Annotated in this window: 21 protein-coding genes; 17 read left to right on the forward strand and 4 right to left on the reverse strand. The window is 59.9% G+C overall.

Annotation, left to right across the window (positions count from 1 at the left end; all coding sequences use genetic code 11):
- Positions 1–53 precede the first annotated feature (53 nt).
- Both pyrC and rnt read left to right on the forward strand, forming a co-directional pair.
- Positions 54–1,100 carry a dihydroorotase gene (pyrC, locus tag ACQY47_RS08815; protein ID WP_017137042.1) on the forward strand — a complete coding sequence of 349 codons (1,047 nt, stop codon included), beginning with the start codon at positions 54–56 and terminating at the stop codon, positions 1,098–1,100.
- The gene (rnt, locus tag ACQY47_RS08820) at positions 1,097–1,768 is read left to right on the forward strand and encodes a ribonuclease T (protein ID WP_017137041.1); all 672 of its coding nucleotides are present in this window, start codon (positions 1,097–1,099) and stop codon (positions 1,766–1,768) included. The genes pyrC and rnt overlap by 4 nt, the downstream gene beginning before the upstream one ends.
- Before the next feature lie 216 nt (positions 1,769–1,984).
- On the opposite strand, the gene ACQY47_RS08825 is transcribed toward rnt, so the two are convergent.
- Positions 1,985–2,587: a peroxiredoxin gene (locus ACQY47_RS08825; protein WP_003172097.1), complete on the reverse strand. Its 603-nt coding sequence runs from the start codon at positions 2,585–2,587 to the stop codon at positions 1,985–1,987.
- 243 nt (positions 2,588–2,830) lie between these two features.
- On the opposite strand from ACQY47_RS08825, the gene ACQY47_RS08830 reads away from it, so the two are divergent.
- Together ACQY47_RS08830 and bfr are read left to right on the forward strand one after the other, a co-directional pair.
- Positions 2,831–3,049, forward strand: coding sequence for a bacterioferritin-associated ferredoxin (locus tag ACQY47_RS08830; RefSeq protein ID WP_010564137.1), 219 nt, complete (start codon positions 2,831–2,833; stop codon positions 3,047–3,049).
- Positions 3,050–3,250: 201 nt separating this feature from the next.
- The gene (gene bfr, locus ACQY47_RS08835; protein ID WP_017137040.1) at positions 3,251–3,721 is read left to right on the forward strand and encodes a bacterioferritin; all 471 of its coding nucleotides are present in this window, start codon (positions 3,251–3,253) and stop codon (positions 3,719–3,721) included.
- Between the two features lie 132 nt (positions 3,722–3,853).
- On the opposite strand, the gene grxD is transcribed toward bfr, so the two are convergent.
- The gene (grxD, locus tag ACQY47_RS08840; RefSeq protein WP_058421605.1) at positions 3,854–4,192 is read right to left on the reverse strand and encodes a Grx4 family monothiol glutaredoxin; all 339 of its coding nucleotides are present in this window, start codon (positions 4,190–4,192) and stop codon (positions 3,854–3,856) included.
- Positions 4,193–4,276: 84 nt separating this feature from the next.
- A complete protein-coding gene (locus ACQY47_RS08845; protein WP_428556950.1) occupies positions 4,277–6,385 on the reverse strand; it encodes a molybdopterin oxidoreductase family protein in 2,109 nt (702 codons plus the stop codon).
- A gap of 422 nt (positions 6,386–6,807) precedes the next feature.
- Here ACQY47_RS08845 and argF point away from each other — a divergent pair, with 422 nt between their 5' ends.
- On the forward strand, positions 6,808–7,728 hold the full coding sequence (gene argF, locus ACQY47_RS08850) for an ornithine carbamoyltransferase (RefSeq protein WP_428556951.1): 921 nt from the start codon (positions 6,808–6,810) through the stop codon (positions 7,726–7,728).
- Positions 7,725–8,834 carry an ABC transporter ATP-binding protein gene (locus ACQY47_RS08855; RefSeq protein ID WP_428556952.1) on the forward strand — a complete coding sequence of 370 codons (1,110 nt, stop codon included), beginning with the start codon at positions 7,725–7,727 and terminating at the stop codon, positions 8,832–8,834. The genes argF and ACQY47_RS08855 overlap by 4 nt, the downstream gene beginning before the upstream one ends.
- Before the next feature lie 143 nt (positions 8,835–8,977).
- On the opposite strand, the gene ybaK is transcribed toward ACQY47_RS08855, so the two are convergent.
- Complete coding sequence (ybaK, locus tag ACQY47_RS08860) at positions 8,978–9,448, reverse strand: Cys-tRNA(Pro) deacylase (RefSeq protein WP_428556953.1); 471 nt, start codon at positions 9,446–9,448, stop codon at positions 8,978–8,980.
- A gap of 325 nt (positions 9,449–9,773) precedes the next feature.
- Between ybaK and ACQY47_RS08865 the strand changes: the two genes are divergently transcribed.
- From ACQY47_RS08865 to ACQY47_RS08915, 11 genes are all read left to right on the forward strand, one after another.
- A complete protein-coding gene (locus tag ACQY47_RS08865; RefSeq protein WP_169985840.1) occupies positions 9,774–10,631 on the forward strand; it encodes an MIP/aquaporin family protein in 858 nt (285 codons plus the stop codon).
- 77 nt (positions 10,632–10,708) lie between these two features.
- Positions 10,709–12,214 carry a glycerol kinase GlpK gene (gene glpK, locus ACQY47_RS08870; protein WP_138453704.1) on the forward strand — a complete coding sequence of 502 codons (1,506 nt, stop codon included), beginning with the start codon at positions 10,709–10,711 and terminating at the stop codon, positions 12,212–12,214.
- Between the two features lie 95 nt (positions 12,215–12,309).
- Positions 12,310–13,065 (forward strand): DeoR/GlpR family transcriptional regulator, encoded by a 756-nt coding sequence (locus ACQY47_RS08875; protein WP_010212755.1) that lies wholly within the window; start codon positions 12,310–12,312, stop codon positions 13,063–13,065.
- Positions 13,066–13,352: 287 nt separating this feature from the next.
- Positions 13,353–14,891, forward strand: coding sequence for a glycerol-3-phosphate dehydrogenase (gene glpD / locus ACQY47_RS08880; protein WP_017137033.1), 1,539 nt, complete (start codon positions 13,353–13,355; stop codon positions 14,889–14,891).
- Between the two features lie 487 nt (positions 14,892–15,378).
- Positions 15,379–16,305 (forward strand): glutamate/aspartate ABC transporter substrate-binding protein, encoded by a 927-nt coding sequence (locus ACQY47_RS08885; RefSeq protein WP_428556954.1) that lies wholly within the window; start codon positions 15,379–15,381, stop codon positions 16,303–16,305.
- Positions 16,306–16,499: 194 nt separating this feature from the next.
- The gene (locus tag ACQY47_RS08890) at positions 16,500–17,246 is read left to right on the forward strand and encodes an amino acid ABC transporter permease (RefSeq protein ID WP_099548514.1); all 747 of its coding nucleotides are present in this window, start codon (positions 16,500–16,502) and stop codon (positions 17,244–17,246) included.
- Positions 17,246–17,917, forward strand: coding sequence for an amino acid ABC transporter permease (locus ACQY47_RS08895; protein ID WP_017137030.1), 672 nt, complete (start codon positions 17,246–17,248; stop codon positions 17,915–17,917). Before ACQY47_RS08890 ends, ACQY47_RS08895 begins: the two co-directional genes overlap by 1 nt.
- Positions 17,914–18,648, forward strand: coding sequence for an amino acid ABC transporter ATP-binding protein (locus tag ACQY47_RS08900; protein ID WP_017137029.1), 735 nt, complete (start codon positions 17,914–17,916; stop codon positions 18,646–18,648). The genes ACQY47_RS08895 and ACQY47_RS08900 overlap by 4 nt, the downstream gene beginning before the upstream one ends.
- A gap of 209 nt (positions 18,649–18,857) precedes the next feature.
- Positions 18,858–20,759, forward strand: a complete 1,902-nt coding sequence (locus ACQY47_RS08905; protein WP_428556955.1) for a sensor histidine kinase — start codon at positions 18,858–18,860, stop codon at positions 20,757–20,759.
- The gene (locus ACQY47_RS08910; RefSeq protein WP_017137027.1) at positions 20,759–22,096 is read left to right on the forward strand and encodes a sigma-54-dependent transcriptional regulator; all 1,338 of its coding nucleotides are present in this window, start codon (positions 20,759–20,761) and stop codon (positions 22,094–22,096) included. The genes ACQY47_RS08905 and ACQY47_RS08910 overlap by 1 nt, the downstream gene beginning before the upstream one ends.
- Positions 22,096–22,434 carry a GlpM family protein gene (locus ACQY47_RS08915; protein ID WP_177032773.1) on the forward strand — a complete coding sequence of 113 codons (339 nt, stop codon included), beginning with the start codon at positions 22,096–22,098 and terminating at the stop codon, positions 22,432–22,434. Before ACQY47_RS08910 ends, ACQY47_RS08915 begins: the two co-directional genes overlap by 1 nt.
- Positions 22,435–22,539: the final 105 nt, after the last annotated feature.

The following is a 22,539-nucleotide window of genomic DNA, read 5'->3' on the forward strand; positions in this document are numbered from 1 at the left end:
CAAGAGTCTTTTCCGGTAGCATTCCCACCAGATTGACCCGCCTGGAATCCCCAATGTCCGACCGCCTGACCCTGCTGCGTCCCGACGACTGGCATATTCATCTTCGCGATGGTGCTGCGTTACCCCAAACCGTGGCCGATGTAGCGCGCACGTTTGGCCGCGCGATTATCATGCCTAACCTGGTACCTCCGGTGCGTAATGCCGAGCAAGCCGATGCCTATCGCCAGCGTATCCTCGCTGCGCGCCCGGCCGGCAGCCGCTTCGAACCGTTGATGGTGCTCTACCTCACCGACCGTACCCAGCCTGCCGAAATCCGCGAGGCCAAGGCTAGCGGTTTTGTGTACGCCGCCAAGCTGTACCCGGCGGGCGCGACCACCAACTCCGACTCCGGCGTGACCAGTATCGACAAGATCCTGCCGGCAATCGAAGCCATGGCTGAAGTCGGCATGCCGCTGCTGATCCACGGTGAAGTCACCCGTGGCGATGTGGATGTGTTTGATCGTGAAAAGATCTTCATCGACGAGCATATGCGCCGCGTGGTCGAGCTGTTCCCGACCCTCAAGGTCGTGTTCGAACACATCACCACCGCCGACGCCGTGCAGTTCGTCAACGAGGCTTCGGCCAACGTCGGCGCGACCATCACCGCGCATCACCTGCTCTACAACCGCAACCACATGCTGGTGGGCGGGATTCGGCCGCACTTCTATTGCCTGCCGATCCTCAAGCGCAACACCCACCAGGTGGCCCTGCTGGACGCCGCTACCAGCGGCAGCCCGAAGTTCTTCCTCGGCACCGACTCGGCGCCCCACGCCCAGCACGCCAAAGAAGCTGCGTGCGGCTGTGCCGGTTGCTACACCGCGTATGCCGCCATCGAGCTGTATGCCGAAGCGTTTGAACAGCGCAACGCCTTGGACAAGCTCGAAGCCTTCGCCAGCCTCAACGGCCCGCGCTTCTACGGCCTGCCGGCGAATACCGACCGCATTACCCTGGTTCGTGAAGACTGGACCGCCCCTGCCAGCCTGCCGTTTGGCGAGCTGACTGTTATCCCGCTGCGCGCCGGTGAAACACTGCGCTGGCGCCTGCTGGAGGAAAGCAAGTGAGTGAAGACCATTACGACGACGAACACGAGCACAGTGGTGGCGGCTCCCGCCACCCGATGGCCGAGCGGTTTCGCGGTTATCTGCCGGTTGTCATCGACGTAGAAACCGGTGGTTTCAACTGCGCCACCGACGCATTGCTGGAAATCGCCGCGACCACTATCGGCATGGATGAACAGGGTTTTGTGTTCCCGGAACACACCCACTTCTTCCGTGTTGAGCCGTTTGAAGGCGCGAATATCGAAGCTGCAGCCCTGGAGTTCACCGGCATCAAGCTCGATCACCCACTGCGCATGGCCGTGAGTGAAGAAGCGGCGCTGACCGATATCTTCCGTGGTGTGCGTAAAGCGTTGAAGGCCAATGGCTGCAAACGCGCGATCCTGGTGGGCCATAACAGCAGCTTCGACCTGGGCTTCCTGAATGCTGCCGTGACGCGGTTGGACATGAAGCGCAACCCGTTCCACCCGTTCTCCAGCTTTGACACCGCCACGCTTGCGGGCCTGGCTTACGGCCAGACCGTGCTGGCAAAGGCCTGCCAGGCGGCCGGTATCGACTTTGACGGTCGTGAGGCCCACTCGGCCCGCTACGACACCGAGAAGACTGCCGAGCTGTTCTGCGGCATCGTCAATCGGTGGAAGCAAATGGGCGGCTGGGAAGACTTCAACGACTGAGGCTGACGCCTTTGTGGTTGTGGCGAGGGAGCTTGCTCCCGCTGGGTTGCGCAGCGGCCCCAATAAGACCGCCGCGGTTAACCTGTTAAACCGCGGTGTCAGGTTATGGGGCCGCTTCGCAGCCCAGCGGGAGCAAGCTCCCTCGCCACAGAACCAAATGCAGCGCACAAAAAAACCGGCCTTTTCAGGCCGGTTTTTTTGTGCCGCGAACCTGGCTTACAGCTTGCCAGCGTTCTCGGTCAGGTAAGCCGCAACGCCTTCTGGCGAAGCGTTCATGCCTTTGTCGCCTTTTTTCCAGTTGGCAGGGCAGACTTCGCCGTGCTCTTCGTGGAATTGCAGGGCGTCAACCAGACGGATCAGCTCTTCCATGTTACGGCCCAGCGGCAGGTCGTTGATGATCTGCGAGCGTACAACGCCCTTGTCGTCGATCAGGAACGCGCCACGGAACGCCACGCCGCCTTCGGACTCAACGTCGTAGGCCTTGGCAATGTCGTGCTTCATGTCGGCAGCCATGGTGTATTTGACTTTGCCGATGCCGCCATCATTGATGGCGGTGTTGCGCCAGGCGTTGTGGGTGAAATGGGAGTCGATGGAAACGGCTACCACTTCAACATTGCGCGCCTTGAAATCGTCCATGCGGTGGTCCAGAGCGATCAGCTCCGACGGGCACACGAAGGTGAAGTCCAGAGGGTAGAAGAACACCAGGCCGTATTTGCCTTTGATGGCTTCAGACAGTTTGAAGCTGTCTACGATTTCGCCATTGCCGAGGACGGCAGGTACGTCGAAATCCGGGGCTTGTTTGCCGACGAGTACGCTCATTGGGTATCTCCTGATGTAAGGGTGACGATTGAAGTAAAAGGACCAGCCCAAGTCTGGCGCAGTTAAGCGACAGGCCTGTGACGCGGTCACGCTTCGTGAAGACCGACCATCATACACTGAAAAAACCGTTCGTCAGCGCGCCGCAGGTACCTGGCAATACCCTGCGAATCTACTTTGACAATCATTCTCGTTAACATTAAGATCCATCGCACTTAAGCCTTAAACCCGCGATGGTTCTCCCTTATGTATGTCTGCCTCTGCACTGGCGTCACCGACGGACAAATCCGCGAAGCAATCTATGAAGGTTGCTGCAGCTACAAGGAAGTACGTGAAACCACCGGCGTTGCCAGCCAGTGCGGCAAATGTGCTTGCCTCGCCAAGCAAGTGGTACGGGAAACCCTGACGCAGCTGCAAACAGCCCAGGCCGCACTCCCCTACTCAGCAGAATTTACACACGCTTAAATAGGCGTGTTTTGAAGAACCGGACTTAATGTCCGGTTTTTTTATGCCCGTAATTCAATTAGTTAGCGTCAAGACGCGGAACACAAACATTCTTATTCCGATTAATTTTCATTTATTATTCAATAACTTAGGTTTGACACTAGGGATTTCGCCGCTCAAACTCCGCCCTATACACAGCTATTACAGGGCAGGACCCCAGTCATGAAAGGCGACATCTCAGTCATCCAGCAACTCAACAAAATCCTTGCCAATGAACTGGTCGCGATCAATCAGTACTTTCTGCATGCGCGCATGTATGACGATTGGGGCCTGGAAAAGCTCGGCAAGCGTGAATACAAAGAATCGATCAAGGCCATGAAGGACGCAGACGCGCTGATCAAGCGCATCCTGTTCCTGGAAGGCCTGCCGAACGTACAGGACCTGGGCAAGCTGAACATTGGCGAGCACACCCAGGAAATGATCAGCAGCGACCTGAAGTTCGAGCAGAAGAGCCACAGCGACCTCAAGGCCGCCATCGCTCACTGCGAAACCAAAGGTGACTTCGGCAGCCGTGAGCTGCTGGAAGATATCCTGGAAGATCAGGAAGAACATATCGACTGGCTGGAAACCCAGCTGGGCTTGATCGTTAAAGTCAGCCTGGAAAACTACCTGCAATCGCAGATGGGTGAGTAAGCGCTGAAGATCGTTCCCACTTGAGCATGGTGACGCAGAGCGTCACAGGATGCATTCCCACGCGGAGCGTGGGAACGATCACAAAAAAGCCCCGCTCTCTTTCGAGAAGCGGGGCTTTTTATTGCATTCGGGTCAAGCGTCAGTCTTGGCCGCCGCGTTTACCGCTGCTTCTTTGATCAGCGCTTGCAGCGAACCGTCAGCAGCCATCTCAGTGATGATATCGCTACCGCCGACCAGCTCACCGGCTACCCACAGCTGTGGGAAAGTTGGCCAGTTGGCGTACTTCGGCAGGTTGGCACGGATTTCCGGGTTTTGCAGGATATCCACGTAAGCGAATTTCTCGCCGCACGCCATGATGGCCTGGGAAGCCTTCGCGGAGAAACCGCACTGAGGAGCGTTCGGGGCGCCCTTCATGTAAAGCAGAATGGTGTTATTGGCAATCTGCTCTTTGATCGTTTCGATGATATCCATGGAACACCTCGGCTGGAACTTTGCGACTCACAGGTCGGCACGGTGGCGCATTGTAACGCAAAATTCCAGCGCAGTGCTCGGGCCTTATGCGGCGGCCACCTGCACCGGCACGCCATTGAGCGCGGCGTTTCCAGACAATTCATCCAATTGCCGCTCGTCGGTCAGGTCATTGGCACTGGCCCCAGGCTGCCCACTGGCGATGGTCATGCGCACGCCTGGGCGACCGTGGCCCCAGCCGTGTGGCAGGCTGACCACGCCAGGCATCATGTCCAGGCTGGCCACCACTTCCACTTCGATCTCGCCAACGCGTGAGCTGACGCGCACCCACTGCCCATCACTCAATTGTCGGCTGGCAAGGTCGTCGGGATGCATATGCAGTTGATGACGCGGCTTGCCCTTCACCAGGCGGTGATAGTTATGCATCCAGGAATTGTTGCTGCGCACATGCCGACGGCCGATCAGTAACAGCTCATTGACCATTGGCACCGGCTGGGCCGCAAAGCGCGCCAGGTCTGCCAGGATCACCGCAGGCGCTGCCTGCACGTGGCCGTCGGCGGTTTTCAAGCGTGCGGCCAAGTTGGGGTTGAGCGCCCCCAGATCCACGCCATGGGGATGATCGGCGAGCATGGCCACCGAAAGTTTGTGCTCGGACGCATCGCCATAGACCCCGGCACGCAAGCCAAAGTCGATCATCTGTGCCGGCGCCATGGTCGGCTTGAGCACGACGCCAGTGTGCGCAGCGAAGGCCTTGGCCAAGCCGACAAAGATCTCCCAATCATGCAACGCGCCGGCCGGCTTGGGCAGGATCGCGCGATTGAAGCGGGTGACGTTACGCACTGCGAACATATTGAACGTGGTGTCGTAGTGATCGTTTTCCAACGCTGAGGTGGACGGCAAGATCAGGTCGGCATAGCGCGTGGTTTCGTTGATATACAGATCGACGCTGACCATGAACTCCAAACCGTCCAGGGCCTTCTCCAGTTGGCGACCGTTAGGCGTGGACAGCACCGGGTTTCCGGCCACCGTCACCAGGGCGCGGATCTGCCCTTCGCCTTCGGTGAGCATTTCTTCGGCCAGGGCCGAAACGGGCAACTCGCCACCGTACTCCGGCCGCCCGGACACCCGGCTTTGCCAGCGATTGAAGTGCCCGCCGCCAGTGGAGGCCACCAGATCCACCGCCGGCGTGGTGCACAAGGCGCCGCCGACACGGTCGAGGTTGCCCGTGACCAGATTGATCAATTGCACCAGCCAATGGCACAGCGTGCCGAAGGCCTGGGTCGATACGCCCATGCGCCCGTAGCACACGGCCTTGTCCGCCGCCGCAAAGTCCCGCGCCAACTGGCGGATCTGTTCGGCAGGCACCGCACACTGGCGGCTCATGGCTTCGGCGGTAAACCCAGCGATCGCCTGGCGCACATCCTCCAGGCCAGCAATCGGCAAATGGCTGTCGCGGGTCAGGTTTTCGCTGAGCAAGGTGTTGAGCAGCCCGAACAGCAGCGCCGCGTCGCCACCGGGCCGCACGAACACATGCTGATCGGCAATCGCCGCCGTCTCGCTGCGCCGGGGGTCAACCACCACCACTTTGCCGCCGCGGGCCTGGATGGCCTTGAGGCGTTTCTCCACATCGGGCACGGTCATGATGCTGCCGTTGGACGCCAGCGGGTTGCCGCCCAGGATCAGCATGAAATCGGTGTGGTCGATATCCGGAATCGGCAGCAACAAGCCATGGCCGTACATCAGGTGGCTGGTGAGGTGATGGGGCAACTGGTCTACCGAGGTGGCGGAAAACCGATTGCGCGTCTTCAGCAGGCCAAGGAAGTAGTTGCTGTGGGTCATCAACCCGTAGTTATGCACGCTGGGGTTGCCCTGATACACCGCCACCGCGTTCTGCCCATGCCGGGCCTGGATGCCTGCGAGGCGTTCGGCTACCAGTGCAAAGGCCTCGTCCCACGGGATCGGCTGCCAGTCGCTGCCCACTCGCAGCATGGGCTGGTGCAGGCGGTCGGGGTCGTTCTGAATATCCTGCAGCGCCACGGCTTTTGGGCAAATGTGTCCGCGACTGAACGTGTCCAGCGGGTCGCCCTTGATAGAGGTGATCGCCAGGCTGCCGTCGTCCGCCTGGGTGGTTTCCAGGGTCAGGCCGCAGATGGCTTCACACAGATGGCAGGCACGGTGGTGGAGAGTCTTGGTCATGGCCAGTCTCTTTATTGGGCTTTGGCCCAACTATGGCTCGACACCTGAACGCGCACCAGCAACGTTCGTTCTGTGAATCGAGGGGCATCAGGCCAGGCCATGGGCAAGTGTTTCAAATCTTTGCATAGGCGCTCCGAAACCGACACAACCCGCTCCAGGCCCGCCCCACACATTGCAAAAGGTCTTGGCGCCAGTGAACAAATGGGGCGCTGCTGTCAGGAATCAGTCTTCAAAAGCGCTTCGGCGCCCCTCTTGAACGCCCTTAAAAACTGTAGCCCTATTGGTAAGACGCGACATTTAATTATAAGATCGCGCCTTCCCCTATTTCGTCGCCCCGTGCGGCTTTCGCCGCAGGTCTCGCCCGTTGTCACAATAAACAAGGCTTTGAGTATCTGCGGTCTGTTGCAAAAAGGTAGTTAATGATGAGCGCAAGGCACTTTCTCTCCCTGATGGATTGCACGCCCGAAGAGCTGGTCAGCGTGATCCGTCGAGGCATTGAGCTTAAAGACCTGCGTAACCGCGGCGTACTGTTCGAGCCTTTGAAAAACCGTGTGCTCGGGATGATTTTCGAGAAGTCGTCGACCCGCACCCGCGTGTCGTTCGAAGCCGGCATGATCCAGATGGGTGGCCAAGCCATCTTCCTGTCCTCGCGTGACACCCAACTGGGCCGCGGCGAACCGATCGCCGACGCTGCCCGCGTGATGTCGCGCATGCTCGATGCGGTGATGATCCGCACCTTTGCCCACAGCACCGTGACCGAATTTTCCGCCAACTCCCGTGTACCGGTGATCAACGGCCTGTCCGATGACCTGCACCCGTGCCAGTTGCTGGCCGACATGCAAACCTTCCTTGAACACCGTGGTTCGATCCAGGGCAAGACCGTGGCCTGGATCGGCGACGGCAACAATATGTGCAACAGCTATATAGAAGCGGCGATCCAGTTCGACTTCCAACTGCGTGTGGCCTGCCCCGAAGGCTACGAGCCGGATGCACGTTTCCTGGCCCAGGCGGGCGATCGCGTGACCGTGGTGCGCGACCCGCGTGACGCGGTCATCGGCGCGCATCTGGTGAGCACCGACGTGTGGACCTCCATGGGCCAGGAAGAAGAAACCGCCAAGCGCCTGGCGCTGTTCGCGCCGTTCCAGGTGACCCGTGCCCTGCTCGACCTGGCCGCGCCAGACGTGCTGTTCATGCACTGCCTGCCCGCGCACCGGGGCGAAGAAATCAGCCTCGACCTGCTCGACGATGAGCGTTCGGTGGCGTGGGACCAGGCTGAGAACCGCCTGCATGCGCAAAAGGCGCTGCTCGAATTCCTCGTCCCGCCGTCGTACCACCACGCATGAGCCAGCCATTACTGCTGAACCTGCGCAATCTGGCATGCGGCTATCAAGATCAACGCGTGGTGCAGCACCTCAACCTGCACCTCAACGCCGGTGACATCGGCTGCCTGCTGGGCTCCTCGGGTTGCGGAAAAACCACAACTTTGCGCGCGATCGCCGGGTTTGAGCCGGTGCATGAAGGTGAGATCAGCCTGGCCGGTGAAGTAATCTCCAGTGCCGGGTTCACCCTGGCGCCGGAGAAACGTCGCATTGGCATGGTGTTTCAGGACTACGCGCTGTTTCCGCATTTGAGCGTGGCCGACAACATCGCCTTTGGCATTCGCAAGCACCCGCAAAAAGACCGCGTGGTTGGCGAACTGCTGGAACTGGTCAACCTGAAAAACCTCGGCAAGCGTTTCCCCCACGAACTTTCCGGCGGCCAGCAACAACGCGTTGCCCTCGCCCGCGCGCTGGCGCCGGAACCGCAACTGTTGCTGCTCGACGAACCCTTCTCCAACCTCGATGGCGAACTGCGGCGCAAGCTCAGCCATGAGGTGCGCGACATTCTCAAGGCACGCGGCACCAGTGCGATTCTGGTCACCCATGATCAAGAAGAAGCTTTCGCTGTGAGTGATCAGGTGGGCGTATTCAAGGAAGGCCGTCTTGAGCAGTGGGACACGCCCTACAACCTCTACCACGAACCGCAGACGCCCTATGTCGCCAGCTTTATCGGCCAGGGTTACTTCATTCGTGGGCAATTGAGCTCACCGGAATCGGTCAGCACCGAACTGGGTGACTTGCGTGGCAACCGTGCCTACACCTGGCCAACCGGTGGCGCGGTGGATGTGTTGCTACGCCCGGATGACATCGTTTACGCACCGGACAGTACGTTGAAGGCACGGATCGTCGGCAAGACCTTCCTTGGCGCTTCGACCTTGTACCGCCTGCAACTGCCAACCGGCGCACAGCTGGAGTCGATTTTCCCCAGCCATGCGGACCATCAGGTGGGTGCGCAGGTGGGGATTCGGGTGGCGGCGGAGCATCTGGTGTTGTTTCAGGCATCGGGCAGCACGGCGGCGCAGATTCCTCAGGTGGAATCCGGCGTGCGACGTTACAGCGCCGCCCACTGAGCAACTGACTAAACCGGGTAAAAAATGTGGGAGCTGGCTTGCCTGCGATGGCATCACTGTGGTCTGTCTGATAGACCGAGGTGTCTGCATCGCAGGCAAGCCAGCTCCCACATTAGGTTTTTTAGTGCATTCAGACGTGAGTTTCAGCCCCGCCCAATCGGCGCGAACTTGGCTTGGGTATGCTCGGCCAACACCGCTGCGGCCAGTTCCACTTCCAATCCCCTTCTGCCGGCGCTTACATGAATCGTCGCAAACTGTTGCGCGGTCTCATCGATAAATGTGCGCAAACGCTTCTTCTGCCCTAAAGGGCTGATGCCCCCCAACAGGTAACCGGTAGAGCGTTGCGCTGCCGCCGGGTCGGCCATCTCGGCTTTTTTAACGCCGGCCGCATGGGCCAGGGCCTTAAGGTCCAGACTTCCGACGACCGGCACCACCGCCACCAACAGTTCGCCTTTCTCACTGCTGGCCAGCAAGGTCTTGAACACCTGCGCCGGGTCGAGCCCCAATTTTTCCGCGGCCTCCAGGCCATAAGACGCTGCCTTGGGGTCGTGCTCGTAACTGTGGATGCGATGTTCGGCGCGAACTTTTTTCAACAGGTCCAGTGCGGGGGTCATGACTACTCCTGGCGCAGCAAAAAGATCGCCAATTCTAGGCCAAGCCCGCGCAAAACGCTCTAGTGCGCCCCTCCCGCCATGCGCGCTTGCAGCCTCACCCGTGATCATTCACCAGACCAATAGTTCGAAAATGACCAATGGTTCACTTTCGACCTTTGACAGCGGTCATTCTTGTCTATATTTTTTCGTTTCCGAATACTGTAGGAATAGTGCTCCAGTGTTCCAGCGGGAAGCTGCAGTCAGGATGGGGATCCTGATTACGGTGAAAATCGCGCAACGGCCCGTTGAGGCTGTGCGCCAACAAGAACAACAATCGAGGTTTGCCATGACTACTGCTCTTCAACAGCCTTCACTTTCGAGCCAATGCATGGCCGAATTCCTGGGGACTGCGCTTCTGATCTTCTTCGGTACAGGATGCGTCGCTGCGCTCAAGGTCGCGGGTGCCAGCTTCGGGCTGTGGGAAATCAGTATTATCTGGGGGGTCGGCGTGAGCATGGCGATCTACCTGAGCGCCGGTATTTCCGGGGCGCACCTCAACCCGGCGGTAAGTATCGCGCTGTGCATTTTTGCCGATTTCGAAAAACGCAAACTGCCCTTCTATATCCTCGCGCAAATCGCCGGCGCGTTCTGCTCGGCGGCGTTGGTTTACACGCTGTACAGCAACCTCTTTTTCGATTACGAACAAACTCACCACATGATTCGCGGCTCTCAGGCCAGCCTGGAATTGGCGTCGGTGTTCTCCACCTACCCGCACGCGCTGCTGAGCACGGCCCAGGCATTCCTGGTGGAAATGGTCATCACCGCCATCCTGATGGGCGTGATCATGGCCCTGACCGACGATAACAATGGCCTGCCCCGCGGCCCGTTGGCCCCGCTGTTAATCGGCCTGCTGATTGCAGTTATCGGCAGTGCCATGGGCCCGCTGACCGGCTTTGCGATGAACCCGGCGCGGGATTTCGGCCCCAAGCTGATGACCTTTTTCGCCGGCTGGGGTGAAATGGCCTTCACTGGCGGCCGCGATATTCCTTACTTCCTGGTACCGATTTTCGCGCCGATTGTCGGCGCCTGCCTCGGCGCTGCGGCATATCGCGGGCTGATTGCCCGCCACCTGCCGAGCGCCGCACCTGCTATAGCTGAAGAAACACCTGACACGGCTGTCAACGGCAAGACTCGTATTTCCTGAAAGCGCCGGCCTGGTGCCCCTGCCCTTCGCGGCCCAGGCTGATTTCTGACTTCCTTATTTCGTCCAAGGCAATTGACATGACCGACATTCAGAATAAGAACTACATCATTGCCCTCGATCAGGGCACCACCAGTTCGCGGGCGATCATCTTCGATCGTGACGCCAACGTGGTCTGCACCGCCCAGCGTGAATTCGCTCAGCATTACCCGCAAGCCGGCTGGGTCGAACATGACCCGATGGAAATCTTCGCCACCCAAAGCGCGGTAATGGTTGAAGCCCTGGCACAAGCCGGCCTGCACCATGACCAGGTTGCTGCCATCGGTATCACCAACCAGCGTGAAACCACCGTGGTATGGGACAAGATCACCGGCCGCCCGATCTACAACGCGATCGTGTGGCAGTGCCGCCGCAGCACCGAGATCTGCCAGCAGCTCAAGCGCGATGGCCACGAGCAATACATCAGCGACACCACCGGCCTGGTCACCGACCCGTACTTCTCCGGCACCAAGCTCAAGTGGATCCTCGACAACGTCGAAGGCAGCCGCGAGCGTGCGCGCAATGGCGAACTGCTGTTCGGCACCGTCGACAGCTGGCTGATCTGGAAATTTACCGGCGGCAAGACCCACGTCACCGACTACACCAACGCCTCGCGCACCATGCTCTTCAACATCCACACCCTGGAGTGGGATGCGAAGATGCTGGAGATTCTCGACGTGCCGCGCGAAATGCTGCCGGAAGTCAAGTCCTCCTCGGAAATCTACGGCCGCACCAAAAGCGGCATCGCCATCGGCGGTATTGCCGGTGACCAGCAAGCGGCGCTGTTTGGCCAGATGTGCGTAGAAGCCGGCCAGGCCAAGAATACTTACGGCACCGGTTGCTTCCTGCTGATGAACACCGGCGACAAAGCGGTGAAATCCAAGCACGGCATGCTCACCACCATCGCTTGCGGCCCGCGTGGCGAAGTGGCTTACGCCCTCGAAGGCGCGGTCTTCAACGGTGGTTCCACCGTGCAATGGCTGCGTGACGAGCTGAAAATCATCGCCGACGCCACCGACACCGAATACTTCGCCGGCAAGGTCAAGGACAGCAACGGCGTGTACCTGGTGCCAGCCTTTACCGGCCTGGGCGCTCCGTACTGGGACCCGTATGCCCGTGGCGCACTGTTCGGCCTGACCCGTGGCGTGCGCGTGGACCACATTATTCGTGCCGCCCTGGAGTCGATTGCCTACCAGACCCGCGACGTGCTGGACGCCATGCAACAGGATTCGGGCGAACGCCTCAAAGCTCTGCGTGTGGACGGCGGTGCGGTGGCCAACAACTTCCTGATGCAGTTCCAGGCCGACATCCTCGGCACTCAGGTCGAGCGCCCGCAAATGCGCGAGACCACGGCACTTGGCGCCGCGTACCTGGCAGGCCTGGCCTGCGGTTTCTGGGGCAGCCTGGAAGAACTGCGTGGCAAGGCAGTCATCGAGCGCGAATTCGAACCACAGCTTGATGAAGCCGCCAAAGAGAAGCTCTACGCCGGCTGGCAAAAAGCAGTCAGCCGCACCCGCGACTGGGAACCGCACGAAGGCGCTGAATAAGCCAACCGTCGGACCCAAATCGGGTTGTAACTGGCGGGGAGTCGATTGCTGCGGCATCATGGGCCACTTTTGTATGGCAGCCCAAAGGACGCCCCATGAATCTGCCTCCCCGCCAACAACAAATCCTCGAACTGGTGCGCGAACGCGGCTACGTCAGTATCGAGGAGATGGCGCAGCTATTCGTTGTCACCCCGCAAACCATCCGCCGCGATATCAACCAGCTGGCGGACGCCAACCTGCTGCGCCGCTACCACGGCGGCGCGGCCTATGACTCCAGTGTCGAGAACACCGCGTACGCCATGCGTGCCGACCAGATGCGTGACGAAAAACAACGCATCGGCGAAGCCATTGCCGCGCAAATCCCTGATCACGCCTCGTTGTTTATCAATATCGGCACCACCACCGAATCCATCGCGCGTGCGCTGCTCAATCACAACCACCTGAAAATCATCACCAACAACCTCAACGTTGCGACCATGCTCAGTGCCAAGGACGACTTCGATGTGCTGTTGACCGGCGGCAACGTGCGCCGTGACGGCGGTGTGGTGGGCCAGGCGAGTGTCGACTTTATCAACCAGTTCAAGGTCGACTTTGCCTTGGTCGGCATCAGTGGCATTGATGAAGACGGCAGCCTGCTGGACTTTGACTATCAGGAAGTCAGGGTTTCCCAGGCGATCATCGCCAATGCACGCCAGGTGATCCTGGCGGCCGACTCAAGCAAATTCGGGCGCAATGCCATGATTCGCTTGGGGCCGATCAGTCTGGTGGATTGCTTGGTGACTGATCAGCAGCCGGTGCCGGCGTTGGTGCAGTTGTTGAACCAGCATAAGGTTCGGCTGGAAGTGGTTTAGAGTCTGTAACACCGCCATCGCGGGCAAGCCCGCTCCCACAGTTGACCGCATTCTCATGCAGGCACTCGGTCAACTGTGGGAGCCGGGCTTGCCCGCGATGGCGATAGTTCCGACACCACAACTCCCGAGCCGGCCCTAGGCTCATGTTCACAATTCTTCCTTTTTCAGCCCTTCGATGAGTTTTTTCAATCGAAGTCGGGTGGCTGTGCGCGCGTTTATCAGCTACCATTTTCGCAAATGAACATTAATGTTCGAATTCCAAGACGAAAAGATCGCGAGGCCAGCCGATGAACCCTTCCACCTTGCCTGCTCCACCGCTTGCCGAAGTCTATGACGTTGCCGTAATTGGCGGCGGAATCAATGGCGTCGGCATTGCAGCAGACGCAGCCGGGCGCGGTTTGTCGGTATTCCTTTGCGAAAAGGACGACTTGGCCAGCCACACATCTTCCGCCAGCAGCAAGCTGATCCACGGCGGCCTGCGCTACCTCGAACATTACGAATTCCGCCTGGTGCGCGAGGCTCTGGCCGAACGTGAAGTGCTGCTGGCCAAGGCCCCGCACATCGTCAAGCAGATGCGCTTTGTATTGCCGCACCGCCCGCACCTGCGCCCGGCGTGGATGATTCGCGCGGGCCTGTTCCTGTACGACCACTTGGGCAAGCGCGAGAAACTCGCCGGTTCCAAGAGCCTTAAGTTCGGCCCCGACAGCCCGTTGAAAAGTGAAATCACCAAAGGCTTCGAATACTCCGACTGCTGGGTTGATGACGCCCGCCTGGTGGTACTCAATGCCATGGCCGCCCGTGAAAAAGGCGCGCATATCCACACCCAGACCCGTTGCATCAGCGCACATCGCAGCAACGGCATGTGGGAAATGAACATGGAACGCGCCGATGGCAGCCTGTTCTCGATCCGCGCTCGCGCCTTGGTGAACGCCGCCGGCCCGTGGGTCGCCAAGTTCATCAAGGAAGACCTGAAGCTGGACTCGCCTTACGGCATCCGCCTGATCCAGGGCAGCCACTTGATCGTGCCGAAACTCTACGAAGGTGCGCACGCGCACATCCTGCAGAACGAAGATCAGCGCATTGTCTTCACGATTCCGTACCTGAACCACCTGACCATCATCGGCACCACCGACCGTGAGTACACCGGTGACCCAGCGAAGGTTGCGATTACCGAAGGTGAAACCGACTACATGCTCAAAGTGGTCAACGCGCACTTCAAGAAGCAGTTGAGCCGCGACGACATCGTGCACACCTACTCCGGCGTGCGCCCGCTGTGCAACGACGAATCGGACAACCCGTCGGCCATCACCCGCGACTACACCCTGTCGCTGTCTGGCGGTAACGGTGAAGCGCCGATCCTGTCGGTGTTCGGTGGCAAGTTGACCACCTACCGCAAGCTGGCCGAATCGGCGATGGCGCAACTGGCGCCGTTTTTCACGCAGATGCGCCCAAGCTGGACCGCCACGGCGAGCCTGCCGGGCGGCGAGAACATGACTACGCCAGAAGCCTTGGCCGAAGCGATTCGCGCCAAATTTGACTGGGTGCCAAGCGAAATCGCACGCCGTTGGTCCACCACGTACGGCAGCCGTACCTGGCGCTTGCTCGAAGGCGTGCAATCGCTTGCTGACTTGGGCGAACACCTGGGTGGCGGCCTGTACACCCGCGAAGTCGATTACCTGTGCGCCGAAGAATGGGTGACGCAACCGCAGGACGTGCTGTGGCGCCGGACCAAGCTGGGCTTGTTCACCACACCGCAAGAGCAGGAAAACGTGCAGCGCTACCTGTCCAAGGTCGAGCAAAACCGCGCGAAGATTGAAGCAGCCTGATCGCAGGCAGTGACGAGAAGCCCCTGTACCGCAAGGTCCAGGGGCTTTTTTATGGGGTGTGTCCTGGCATAGCGCAGGCCCATGTCGCGAATCACGCTGAAGGCCGAGCCCAGCAGCACCGGATAGGCCGCCGGTGCCTGCGATTGCATCACCTCGGTTCAATCAAAGACCGAGGTGCAGGCATCGCGGGCAAGCCAACTCCCACAACAAGCCTGGCTCGGAATACCTTGCTGACCATTCGGTTTTCCGAACGCCACACCCCACCCCATTCGGTTTGCCGGACCAAACCGTTACAAATTCCTCGTAACACAAAGTTAATCTCCTTATAAATCAATCAAATAACCTTTTATTTCTGGTATGGCACGACTCATGCTCTACACTCCCTGACGATTGCCTGAGGCGCCTTAGGAGCCGTCATGGGCATTCGCAGTACAAAGAGAGCCGCTAAGCCGGCTTCATAAAAAAAACAAATGTCGAGGAAGTATTGATGCGCATCGTTCCCCATATCCTGGGCGCAGCTATCGCTGCTGCTCTGATCAGCACTCCAGTTTTCGCCGCCGAACTCACCGGCACACTGAAGAAAATCAACGACTCCGGCACCATCACCCTCGCTCACCGCGACAGCTCCATTCCGTTTTCCTACATCGCGGATGGCTCGGGCAAACCCGTGGGCTACTCCCACGACGTTCAGTTGGCTGTGGTTGAAGCCCTGAAAAAAGACCTGAACAAGCCCGACCTGAAGGTCAAGTACAACCTGGTGACTTCGCAGACTCGTATCCCGCTGATCCAGAACGGCACTGCGGACCTTGAGTGCGGCTCCACCACCAACAACGCCGAACGCGCCCAGCAAGTTGATTTCACCGTCAACATCTTCGAAATCGGCACCCGTCTGCTGGTCAAGAAGGACAAGGATGGCAAGCCGTCCTACGCTGACTTTGCCGACCTGAAAGGCAAAAACGTCGTGACCACCGCTGGCACCACGTCCGAGCGCATCATCAAAGCGATGAACGCCGACAAGCAGATGGGCATGAACGTTATCTCGGCCAAAGACCACGGCGAATCCTTCCAGATGCTCGAAAGCGGCCGTGCCGTTGCGTTCATGATGGACGACGCCCTGCTGGCCGGCGAAGAAGCCAAGGCCAAGAAGCCGGACGACTGGGTCATCACCGGTACTCCACAGTCCTTCGAAGCCTACGCGTGCATGGTGCGTAAAGACGACCCGGCCTTCAAGAAAGCCGTGGATGACGCCATCGTTGCCCTGTACAAATCCGGCGAGATCAACAAGATCTACAGCAAATGGTTCGAGAGCCCGATCCCACCAAAAGGCCTGAACCTGAACTTCCCGATGAGCGAAAAGGTTAAGGAGCTGATCGCCAACCCAAGCGACAAGCCAGCCCCTGACGTAAAAATCTGATACCTGACTAAGCTTATGTCCTGAGGGAGCCAACCCTCCCTCAGGCGTCTGTTACTACCTGCTGGCATTAATGTGGAACACTCGACCTGGCGGTTTTCGAGCCGATCGCGTGTGCCTGGCGTTCACCGTCAGGCGGGAAAGGATCTTCCCCAAGCGGGTGCTTGTACATCGATCGATCTCGAGGGGAGACCCTAATGAATTACAACTGGGACTGGGGCGTGTTCTTCAAGTCCACTGGCGTGGGCAGCGAGACTTATCTCGACTGGTACATCGCCGGCTTGGGCTGGACCATCGCCATCGCTGTCGTGGCATGGATTATCGCCTTGTTGCTTGGCTCCATTCTGGGGGTCATGCGCACCGTGCCAAACCGCATCGTAGCGGGCATCGCGACCTGCTACGTGGAGCTGTTTCGTAACGTGCCGCTGCTGGTGCAGCTGTTTATCTGGTACTTCCTGGTGCCCGATATGCTGCCGCAGAACCTGCAGGACTGGTACAAACAGGACCTCAACCCGACCACCTCGGCCTACCTGAGCGTTGTCGTGTGCCTGGGCCTGTTCACCGCCGCCCGTGTGTGCGAACAAGTGCGTACCGGCATCCAGGCGCTGCCACGTGGCCAGGAAGCTGCGGCGCGCGCCATGGGCTTCAAGCTGCCACAGATCTACTGGAACGTGCTGCTGCCCCAGGCCTACCGCATCATCATTCCGCCGCTTACCTCCGAATTCCTCAACGTGTTCAAGAACTCCTCCGTGGCGTCCTTGATCGGCTTGATGGAACTGCTGGCGCAAACCAAACAGACCGCCGAGTTTTCGGCCAACCTGTTTGAAGCCTTCACCCTGGCCACGTTGATCTACTTCACCTTGAACATGAGCCTGATGTTGCTGATGCGCGTGATCGAGAAGAAAGTCGCGGTGCCCGGCCTGATCTCCGTGGGGGGTAAATAATGGACTTCGATTTCAGCGGTATCATCCCCGCCATTCCGGGCCTGTGGAACGGCATGGTCATGACCTTGCAGTTGATGGTCATGGGCGTGGTCGGCGGCATCGCACTGGGTACGGTCCTGGCGCTGATGCGCCTGTCGTCCAGCAAACTGCTGTCGCGCCTGGCCGGCGCCTACGTGAACTACTTCCGCTCGATCCCGCTGCTGCTGGTGATCACCTGGTTCTACCTGGCGGTGCCGTTCGTGTTGCGCTGGATCACCGGCGAAGACACCCCGATCGGCGCGTTCACTTCCTGCGTCGTGGCCTTCATGATGTTCGAAGCTGCGTACTTCTGTGAAATCGTGCGGGCCGGCGTGCAGTCGATCCCCAAGGGCCAGATGGGCGCAGCCCAGGCAATGGGCATGACCTATGGCCAGACCATGCGTCTGATCATCCTGCCCCAGGCGTTCCGCAAGATGACCCCGTTGCTGCTGCAACAGTCGATCATCCTGTTCCAGGACACCTCGCTGGTCTACACCGTGGGCCTGGTGGACTTCCTCAACTCCGCCCGCTCCAACGGCGACATCATCGGCCGCTCCAATGAGTTCCTGATCTTCGCCGGTGTCGTCTACTTCATCATCAGCTTTTCCGCCTCGCTGCTGGTCAAGCGTCTGCAAAAAAGGTTTGCCGTATGATCTCTATCAAGAACATCAACAAGTGGTATGGCGACTTCCAGGTGCTGACCGATTGCAGCACTGATGTCAAAAAAGGCGAAGTGATCGTGGTGTGCGGCCCATCGGGTTCGGGCAAATCCACCCTGATCAAGTGCGTCAACGCGCTGGAACCGTTCCAGAAGGGCGACATCGTGGTCGACGGCACCTCCATCGCCGACCCGAAGACCAACCTGCCCAAACTGCGCTCGCGCGTGGGCATGGTGTTCCAGCACTTCGAGCTGTTCCCGCACCTGACCATCACCGAAAACCTGACCATCGCACAGATCAAAGTGCTGGGCCGCAGCAAGGAAGAAGCCACCAAGAAGGGCCTGCAGTTGCTTGACCGTGTGGGCCTGTCGGCGCACGCCCACAAGCACCCGGGCCAGCTCTCCGGCGGCCAGCAACAACGTGTGGCCATTGCCCGCGCCCTGGCCATGGACCCGATCGTCATGCTGTTCGACGAACCGACCTCCGCGCTCGACCCGGAGATGGTTAACGAAGTGCTCGACGTGATGGTGCAACTGGCCCACGAAGGCATGACCATGATGTGCGTGACCCACGAAATGGGCTTCGCGCGCAAAGTGGCCGACCGCGTGATCTTCATGGACGCCGGCAAGATCATCGAAGACTGCCCGAAAGAGGAGTTCTTCGGCGATATCAGCGCCCGCTCCGAACGCGCGCAGCACTTCCTTGAGAAAATCCTGCAGCACTAAAAAGCAGCACTGTTCTCCCTGTGGGAACCGGGCTTGTGTGGAAGACGGCTTGTGTGGGAGCTGGCTTGCCTGCGATAGCATCACCTCGGTGCAACTGATACACCGAGGCGCCTGCATCGCGGGCAAGCCCGGCTCCCACATGATCAAATTGCCCACACAACCGGCTTCGCAACAGGGCTGACAGCGCTGGTTGACCCAAGGCATCTGTGATGAAATGCGACCCCAACCAATTTCGCGCCGCACCGCCATCACTTGCCGTGAAACCTCGTCTGATTCGCCAACTGTTCCTGCCGCCGTTGATCATCGCCCTGATGATCGGCTTGGGTTATATCGGCTTCTGGGTCAGTGAGTACTATGGCATCCGCACCCTCAGCGACAACGGCGAACGCCAGTTGGAGCTGCATGCCCGTACCGTCGAAAGCGAACTGAGCAAATACACCTACCTGCCCAGCCTGTTGGAGCTGGAATCCAGCGTCTCCAGGCTGCTGGCCGACCCGAGCCAGGAAACCCGGCAAACGGTCAACGGTTACCTCGAAGGCCTGAACCGACGCAGTCGCAGTCGGGCCATCTACGTGATGGACACCACCGGCCGCGTGCTGGCCACCAGTAACTGGCGCGATGCCGACAGTTACCAGGGTGAAGACCTGTCCTTCCGAGCCTATTTCCAAAACGCCGTGCGCGGCCAGCCCGGCCGTTTCTATGGCATTGGCAGCACCAACGGCGAACCCGGTTACTACCTGGCGCACGGCCTCGAAGAGCACGGCAAGATCATCGGCGTGGCCGTGGTCAAAGTGCGCCTTGAAGCACTCGAAGAACGCTGGCAGCGCGCGCGTCTCGAAGCCTTTGTGAGCGATGAGAACGGCATCATCATCCTCTCCAGCGACCCGGCCCGGCGTCTCAAGGCCGTGCGCCCGCTGAGCGATGACACCAAGGAACGCCTGGCCCACAGCCTGCAATATTACTGGGCGACATTGAACGAGCTGGAGCCGTTGGCCCGCGAGCGTCTCAACGAAGGCACCGAGAAACTCACCTTTCCGGCCAACAGCGAAGTGGTCAACGACGAGCGCGAAGTCAGCTACCTGGCCCAGACCCGCCCGCTCAGCGACACGCCCTGGAACTTCACCCTGCTGACTCCACTTAACGACCTGCGTCGCGCCGCGATCAATCAGGGCATTCTGGTGGCGGTCGCATTTGGCCTGGTCGCGTTCCTGCTGATTGCCTGGAACGAGCGGCGCAAAGTCATCGCCACCCGCCTCGCTGCGCGCGAAGCCTTGCAGGAAGCCAACAGCCAGCTGGAACGGCGAATTGCCGAACGCACCGCCGACCTGCGCGCCAGTAACGAACGGCTCAAGGGCCAGATCCGCGAACGCCGCCAGGCCGAAGAAACCCTGCGTCGCGCCCAGGATGAACTGGTGCAGGCCGGCAAGCTGGCGGCCATCGGCCAGATGTCCACCAGCATTGCCCATGAACTCAACCAGCCGCTGGCGGCATTGCGCACGCTGTCGGGTAACACCGTGCGCTTCCTGGAGCGTGGCGCCCTCGACACCGCCAGCGCCAACCTCAAGACCATCAACGAGCTGATCGACCGCATGGGCCGCATCACCGCCAGCCTGCGCTCGTTTGCCCGGCGCGGCGATGATCAGGGCGAGGCCAACCTAGGCAAAGCCGTGGACGCCGCCTTCCAGGTTCTGGGCGCGCGCCTGGACGGCTTGCCGTTGACCGTGCACCGTGACTTTGTCAGCGCGCAATTGCAGATCGACCAGACCCGCCTGGAACAGATCCTGGTCAACCTGATCGGCAACGCCCTCGACGCCATGCAGGCACAACCGGCCCCCGAACTATGGCTGGACGGCCACAGCAGCGAGGGCAAGTACCGCCTGCAAGTGCGCGACAATGGCCACGGCATCGACCCCGAAGCGCGCAAACATTTATTTGAACCGTTCTTCACCACCAAACCCGGCGAACAAGGCCTGGGCCTGGGCCTGACACTTTCGGCCAGCCTGGCGGCGGCCACCGGCGGCAACCTCGCCGTGGAACACCCGGCCAGTGGTGGTACTGCCTTCGTCTTGTGCCTGCCGTTGGTGGGCACCCAAAAAGCTGAGTCGACATGATGAGTACCGATCCTAAAGACCTCACCGTTCTGATCGTCGAAGACGACCCCCATGTGCTGCTCGGCTGCCAGCAAGCCCTGGCGCTGGAAGACATTCACAGCGTGGGTGTGGGCAGTGCCGAGGAAGCGCTCAAGCGCATCGGTGAGAACTTTGCCGGCATCGTCATCAGCGATATTCGCCTGCCAGGCATCGATGGCCTGGAGCTGCTCACCCGCCTCAAGGCCCTGGATAAAAGCCTGCCGGTGGTGCTGATCACCGGCCACGGGGATATTTCGATGGCAGTCGGTGCCATGCGTAACGGCGCCTACGACTTCATGGAAAAACCCTTCTCCCCCGAGCGCCTGGTCGATGTGGCGCGCCGTGCGCTTGAGCAACGTGGGCTGGCGCGGGAAGTCTGGTCGCTGCGCCGCCAACTGGCCGAGCGCGACTCGCTGGAAGGCCGCATCATCGGCCGCTCGCCCGCCATGCAAAACCTGCGCGAACTGATCGCCAACGTCGCTGATACCTCGGCCAACGTGCTGATCGAAGGCGAAACCGGCACCGGCAAGGAACTGGTTGCGCGTTGCTTGCACGATTTCAGCCGACGCCACGACCATCAGTTCGTTGCCCTGAACTGCGGCGGCCTGCCGGAGAACCTGTTCGAAAGCGAAATATTCGGCCACGAAGCCAACGCCTTTACCGGCGCGGGCAAGCGGCGCATCGGCAAGATCGAACACGCCCATGAGGGCACGCTGTTCCTCGACGAAGTGGAAAGCATGCCGATCAACCTGCAGATCAAACTGCTGCGTGTGTTGCAGGAACGCACCTTGGAACGCCTGGGCTCGAACCAGAGTGTGGCGGTGGATTGCCGAGTCATTGCCGCGACCAAATCCGACCTGGATGAACTGAGCCGCGCCAACCAATTCCGTAGCGACCTTTACTACCGCCTCAACGTCGTGACCCTGGAATTGCCACCGTTACGCGAGCGCCGTGAAGACATCCTGCAGCTGTTCGAACACTTCCTGCAGCAATCGTCACTGCGTTTTGACCGCAGTGTGCCGGAGCTGGACAACCAGACCGTATCGACCCTGATGAGCCACGACTGGCCAGGCAACGTGCGTGAACTGCGCAACGTCGCCGAGCGCTTTGCGCTGGGCTTGCCAGCCTTCAAGAAAAGCGGCGCCAGCAGCAGCAACCACGGCCTGGCCTTTACCGAAGCGGTGGAAGCCTTCGAGCGCAACCTGCTTAACGACGCCCTGCAACGCAGCGGCGGCAACCTCACCCAGGCGAGCCTGGAACTCGGAATGGCCAAGACCACGCTGTTCGACAAGGTCAAGAAATACGGGTTGAGCCACTGATGGACTTACTCTTGAAAGCCGCCCTGGGCGCGGCGGTGGTGCTGATCCTGGCGGCGCTGGCCAAGACCAGAAATTACTATATCGCAGGGCTGGTGCCGCTGTTTCCGACCTTCGCGCTGATCGCGCATTACATCGTCGGCAAGGGCCGTTCGGTGGACGACTTGAAGACCACCATCCTGTTTGGGATGTGGTCGATCATTCCGTATTTTGTGTATTTGGCGACGCTGTATGTGATGGTCGACCGCATGCGCCTGGAGGCGTCACTCGCCGTGGCGGCAGTGGCATGGTTGATGGCGGCGACGATTCTGGTGAGTGTGTGGGTGCGCGTCCACGCCTGACACACCGCGGTTAAACCTGTGGGAGCTGGCTTGCCTGCGATGGCGGTGTATCAGCCAACTTATCTGGCACAGACATACCGCTATCGCAGGCAAGCCAGCTCCCAC

The sequence above is a fragment of the Pseudomonas edaphica genome, assembly GCF_965277385.1.
In the GTDB taxonomy this organism is placed as follows: domain Bacteria; phylum Pseudomonadota; class Gammaproteobacteria; order Pseudomonadales; family Pseudomonadaceae; genus Aquipseudomonas; species Aquipseudomonas edaphica.

Bases quoted from the DNA above. Each gene is read 5' to 3' on its own strand.
- ACQY47_RS08910 (WP_017137027.1), top strand. From the start codon at position 20,759: ATGAGTACCGATCCTAAAGACCTCACCGTTCTGATCGTCGAAGACGAC.
- bfr (WP_017137040.1), top strand. From the start codon at position 3,251: ATGAAAGGCGACATCTCAGTCATCCAGCAACTCAACAAAATCCTTGCC.
- glpK (WP_138453704.1), top strand. From the start codon at position 10,709: ATGACCGACATTCAGAATAAGAACTACATCATTGCCCTCGATCAGGGC.
- ACQY47_RS08845 (WP_428556950.1), bottom strand. From the start codon at position 6,385: ATGACCAAGACTCTCCACCACCGTGCCTGCCATCTGTGTGAAGCCATC.
- ACQY47_RS08890 (WP_099548514.1), top strand. From the start codon at position 16,500: ATGAATTACAACTGGGACTGGGGCGTGTTCTTCAAGTCCACTGGCGTG.
- ACQY47_RS08830 (WP_010564137.1), top strand. From the start codon at position 2,831: ATGTATGTCTGCCTCTGCACTGGCGTCACCGACGGACAAATCCGCGAA.
- ACQY47_RS08905 (WP_428556955.1), top strand. From the start codon at position 18,858: ATGAAATGCGACCCCAACCAATTTCGCGCCGCACCGCCATCACTTGCC.
- ACQY47_RS08855 (WP_428556952.1), top strand. From the start codon at position 7,725: ATGAGCCAGCCATTACTGCTGAACCTGCGCAATCTGGCATGCGGCTAT.
- ACQY47_RS08865 (WP_169985840.1), top strand. From the start codon at position 9,774: ATGACTACTGCTCTTCAACAGCCTTCACTTTCGAGCCAATGCATGGCC.
- grxD (WP_058421605.1), bottom strand. From the start codon at position 4,192: ATGGATATCATCGAAACGATCAAAGAGCAGATTGCCAATAACACCATT.
- glpD (WP_017137033.1), top strand. From the start codon at position 13,353: ATGAACCCTTCCACCTTGCCTGCTCCACCGCTTGCCGAAGTCTATGAC.
- ACQY47_RS08885 (WP_428556954.1), top strand. From the start codon at position 15,379: ATGCGCATCGTTCCCCATATCCTGGGCGCAGCTATCGCTGCTGCTCTG.
- pyrC (WP_017137042.1), top strand. From the start codon at position 54: ATGTCCGACCGCCTGACCCTGCTGCGTCCCGACGACTGGCATATTCAT.
- ACQY47_RS08900 (WP_017137029.1), top strand. From the start codon at position 17,914: ATGATCTCTATCAAGAACATCAACAAGTGGTATGGCGACTTCCAGGTG.
- ACQY47_RS08875 (WP_010212755.1), top strand. From the start codon at position 12,310: ATGAATCTGCCTCCCCGCCAACAACAAATCCTCGAACTGGTGCGCGAA.
- argF (WP_428556951.1), top strand. From the start codon at position 6,808: ATGAGCGCAAGGCACTTTCTCTCCCTGATGGATTGCACGCCCGAAGAG.
- ACQY47_RS08895 (WP_017137030.1), top strand. From the start codon at position 17,246: ATGGACTTCGATTTCAGCGGTATCATCCCCGCCATTCCGGGCCTGTGG.
- ybaK (WP_428556953.1), bottom strand. From the start codon at position 9,448: ATGACCCCCGCACTGGACCTGTTGAAAAAAGTTCGCGCCGAACATCGC.
- ACQY47_RS08915 (WP_177032773.1), top strand. From the start codon at position 22,096: ATGGACTTACTCTTGAAAGCCGCCCTGGGCGCGGCGGTGGTGCTGATC.
- ACQY47_RS08825 (WP_003172097.1), bottom strand. From the start codon at position 2,587: ATGAGCGTACTCGTCGGCAAACAAGCCCCGGATTTCGACGTACCTGCC.